The following is a 4926-nucleotide window of genomic DNA, read 5'->3' as shown; positions in this document are numbered from 1 at the left end:
TTGATTGCATTGGTGGTTTCACTCCAGAACCAATGATATTGTCTTCGGTAGCAAAAGGTACTTTTCCATAAATATCTATTGCATGATAGTAAGATAATGCTCTTAAGAATCTTGCCTCAGCACGAAAAATTTTTATTTGGGCCTTTAAATCTGCTGAAACACCTCTAGAAGATAACTTTTCATCTGTCGTTTCTCTTAAAAATTCATTTACCAAACCTACTTGAAAAAATATTCTTGCAAAAAAAGCCTCGTTAAATTTGTTATCTGCATTCCAAGTATTGAAGTTCAGATCTCTAATCCCCGGATTATCAGACTCTCCCCATGCAATAATTGCCTCATCAGTCGTTAGCTCCTGCAGTTGCCAATATCCTCTGATGTATTGTGAAAACCCCTCGTTAGGTCCTCCATCTGCTTCTGCTCCTAAATCTGAATTCCCGTTAGGAGAAGTTTGTCCTGTTACCGCTAAACCAGCATAAATTTTTGCTAAAAATTGTTTATATGACTCCGGATTCGCATAAAATTGCTCAGAAGTATATAATTCATCATCATTTACTTTAACATCCAAATCATTGAGACAAGAAGTCATTGATAAAATAAATGCACTGGCAATGGCTAAGTTTCTTAATTTTAATATATTTAATTTCATTTTTCCACATTTAAAAGTTAGCATTAATTCCAAAAGTAAACATTCTGGCTCTAGGATATATTGAATTATCAATTCCGTTATTAAATACCTCTGGATCTAAATTTTTGTACTTTGTTATGATCAGCACATTATTTATACCTGTGTATAATCTAATCGATCCGTTATTCTTTAATAGCTTATTAAATGTGTAACCTAACGTTACATTATCCAATTTTACAAAGCTTCCATTTTTTACGTAATAGTCAGACTCTTTACGTGTTTGTGAAAAACCTGTATCACTAAAGTCGACAGGAGCATTATTAATTGTACCATCTACTGTATTATTAATATTACCCAACTGAGCCCGGTCTGCTGAAATTCTATCATAAACATAGTTTCCTATACTTGCTCTCCAAGCCATTGAGAAGTCAATATGTTTTCCAAAAGTAGCATTGGTCATAAAGCCCATTGTTACATCGGCCTGTGGCTTTTTATAAATATATTTATCTGCAGAAGTTATTACTCCATCATTATTTCTGTCCACATAAGCTCCTTCTATTGGCTTACCATTACTGTCATAAACCTGTTGATAAACATTAAATGCATAAGGAGAATATCCTGTAGCGAATGTTTGAATAAAAGCCCCTAAACCAACACCTCCTTTATCTATATTATCAAGTTCTAGTTCTTTTATCTTTATAGTATTATAGGTTAAGTTATAATTGAAGTTTAAGGTAAAATTTTCCTTTTTTACAGCTTTAATGTCCAAGCCTAAGTCAATACCTTTTGACTGTAATCTCCCAATATTTTTTGGGCCTATAATTCTTAAGTTTTCTAAAGGTCCCTCAGGAACAATAGATAATAAATCTTTAGTGTCTGCTAAATAAAAGTCTAACGTTCCTGTTATTCTATTATTTGCGAATCCAAAATCTAATCCTACATTATATTTGAAGCTCTCTTCCCATTTTAGATTTTCATTATATCCATTTGCTTTAGCAATCTGATAAAATGTATTTCCAAACTGATAAAATAAAGTTGAAGAAATATTATACGTCTTAAAATAGTCAAATCTATAATCTCCAATATCTTGTTGACCTGTTTTTCCTATACTTGCTCTTAACTTTAGATCAGATATTGCAGAATTGCCTTTTAAAAAATTTTCTTCCGAAATTTTCCAAGCTGCAGCTACACCTCCGAAATTACCCCATCTATTGTCTTTACTAAAACGGGAAGACCCATCCCTTCTATAGTTTAAAGTAATCAAATACTTACCTGCATATCCTAAATTTAATCTACCAAAAAAAGCCTGCAAATTAACATCAGGTTTAGAATCAGGATTATAGAAATTATTGGCTGGATCTAATGAATATAAGAAAACATTACCTGTTGCAAAACTTGTTTTATGATAATTTTGGTATTCATACCCCCCCATAATATCAAAATTAAATTTGCCAAAAGTCTTCGCATAATCTAACTGTACATTAGCATTTTTATTCAATAGGCTTTCTCCAGAAAACGATTCAGATCCATAATAAGCAAATGTATTTTTTACAGAATAATAGCCATTTCTGGAATATTTATTTGTGGTAACGTGACCATCGAGCTCTTTGCTATCTAAACCTGCATTTGCAATTAACCTCAATTCCGGCAAAAAATGGAATTTATATTCCATATTCACATTTCCAAAAAATCTTTTAAAATTTTGAATATCATGTTTGTTTTTTAACTGAGCCACAGGATTAGCTACTCCATTAGGATTGTATGTTCCTGTCGTAGCATTAAAATTTCCACCTTTATTCTCATAATAACCATCTCCGTAGATAGAACTACTATCATAAACAGATTGTGTCGGGTTCATAGAAAGTGCATTTCCGATAGCACCTTCATCAGCATTATTCTTAAAAGTATAAGAATAAGTACCTGTAATATTAAATTTTAAATGATCATCAAAAAAGCTTGGACTTATGGCAATATTACCTGTCGTTCTTTTAAAACCAGAAGTAATTAATAACCCTGTATTGTCTAAATGATCTACTGAAAAACGAGTTGGAACTTTACCAAATAAACTTCCTGAAACTGAAGCATTAATATCATTAGTCACAGAAGTTTTAAAAATTTCATCTTGCCAATCCGTATTAGCTGCACCTAATTGAGCAACTTTTCCAGGTACATACTGGTTAATTAAAGATCTAAATTCATCACCATTGTATACTTTAATTTTTTTAGCTAAAGTATTAACCGTTGTAAAAGCATTTAATGATACTCTTAATTTTTTACCTCCTTTTTTAGTCGTGATTAATAAAACCCCATTAGATCCTCTGGATCCATAAATAGCTGTAGATGCAGCATCTTTCAATATAGAAAAAGATTCTATATCATTTGGATTAATTGTTGATAAAGAAACACCGTCCAAAGGCAGTCCATCAACAACAAGTAAAGGCTCGTTACTGGCATTTAAGGAAGAGCCTCCCCTAACTCTAATTACAGGCTCACTCCCCGGTGTTCCGGACTGGGTAATCACAACTCCGGAAGCACGTCCGTTAATAAGTCCTTCTGCAGTTGCTACAGCACCTTTATTAAAATCAGCTGATGATAGTGCTGTAATAGATCCTGTGAGATCTGTTTTCTTTTTAGCTCCATACCCAATCAAAACAACCTCTTCTATCTTTTTTTCTTTCGTAGCAGAGTCTTTTGTTTGAGCATGAATCATTGTACTTGCTAATAAAAATGCAGGCGCAATTTTTAATACCGTTGTAAAGTTTTTCACAATAATTTCTTTTATATAGTTTCGTTCTTGTTAAATAAGCATCACTGCTTGTGTTGCAATTTATAAAAAAATTATAATTATCATAATTTTATTTAAAATTAACATAAATTTATGTATATTAAACGATCTTTTTAACTTAAATCACTTCATATCAAAATATTATACTAAAATATGCAGCGCATAATATAGTTCCTAAATTCACAAAAAGTTAAACATTAGTTTAACTAAATGTAATATTTCAACCCTCGAAAACACTCACTAGTCTTCAAAATTCGTAGAATATTCGATTTTCACGGATAATCATTATCTTTGTAGCTTAAAACTTTACTATAAATGTCAAACAGAAAGATGATTACGGCAGCTTTGCCTTATGCAAACGGACCGGTTCATATAGGACATTTAGCAGGTGTCTATATTCCTGCTGATGTATATGCGAGATTTCAGAGAAGATTAGGGAAAGATGTAGCGTTTATCTGCGGAAGCGATGAGCATGGAATTCCTATTACCATAAGAGCAAAAAAAGAAGGGGTAACGCCACAGGATATTGTAGACAAATACCACGAAATCATTAAAAAATCTTTTTCGGATTTGGGGATTTCTTTTGACGAATACTCCAGAACAACCTCTCCAAAACACTACGAGACTAGTCAGGATTTCTTTAAGGTTCTTTACGAAAAAGGAAAGTTTACGGAAGAAATGTCTGAGCAGTATTTCGACAAACAGGCAGGAGAATTTTTAGCAGACCGATACATCGTCGGAACCTGTCCTAACTGTGGTAATGAAAACGCTTACGGAGACCAGTGTGAAAAATGCGGTACTACCCTTTCACCCTCGGAACTGATTAATCCGAAATCCATGTTAAGCGGAAACGTTCCTATTCTGAAAGACACAAAAAACTGGTACTTACCATTAAATGAATATGAGGATTTCCTGAATGAATGGATTATTGAAGGTCATAAAGACGACTGGAAACCGAATGTTTACGGACAGGTGAAATCATGGTTAAATGATGGGTTAAAACCTCGTGCAATGACCAGAGACCTGAACTGGGGTGTTCCGGTTCCGCTCCCGAATGCGGAAGGAAAGGTATTGTACGTTTGGTTCGATGCACCAATCGGATATATCTCTTTCACGAAAGAATGGGCGGAAAAAAACGGAAAAAACTGGAAAGATTACTGGCAAAGCGAAGAAAGTGATTTGATTCACTTCATTGGAAAAGACAATATCGTGTTCCACTGTATTATTTTCCCTTCTATGATGAAGGCTCACGGTGATTATATCATGCCTAAAAATGTTCCTGCTTTTGAATTCCTTAATCTTGAGAATGATAAAATTTCCACCTCAAGAAACTGGGCGGTTTGGGCGCACGAATATGTGGAAGATTTCCCGGGACAACAGGATGTATTAAGATATGCCCTGCTTTCATCCGCTCCTGAAACAAAAGATAATAATTTTACGTGGAAGGATTTTCAAACGAAAAATAATTCTGAATTGGTTGGAATTTTCGGAAATTTCATCAACAGAGTTGCTGTGT

The 4926-nt window shown here is 33.6% G+C and carries 2 protein-coding genes and 1 pseudogene; 1 reads left to right on the top strand and 2 read right to left on the bottom strand.

Features of this window, described 5'->3' with window-relative positions; translation table 11 throughout:
• Window positions 1-646 (bottom strand): annotated as a pseudogene (locus WFK35_RS20620) (RagB/SusD family nutrient uptake outer membrane protein); the annotation flags it as partial.
• Window positions 647-656: 10 nt separating this feature from the next.
• Window positions 657-3392, bottom strand: coding sequence for a SusC/RagA family TonB-linked outer membrane protein (locus WFK35_RS20615; protein ID WP_214589273.1), 2736 nt, complete (start codon window positions 3390-3392; stop codon window positions 657-659).
• 333 nt (window positions 3393-3725) lie between these two features.
• Between WFK35_RS20615 and metG the strand changes: the two genes are divergently transcribed.
• Window positions 3726-4926, top strand: a 1201-nt coding sequence (gene metG, locus WFK35_RS20610; RefSeq protein ID WP_336734347.1) for a methionine--tRNA ligase, incomplete at its 3' end; no start/stop codon positions are given.

The organism is Chryseobacterium sp. VD8, assembly GCF_037149975.1.
Classification (GTDB): domain Bacteria; phylum Bacteroidota; class Bacteroidia; order Flavobacteriales; family Weeksellaceae; genus Chryseobacterium; species Chryseobacterium indicum.
The sequence above is the reverse complement of the archived record's forward strand: the minus strand, read 5'-3'. Positions and strand labels throughout refer to the sequence as shown.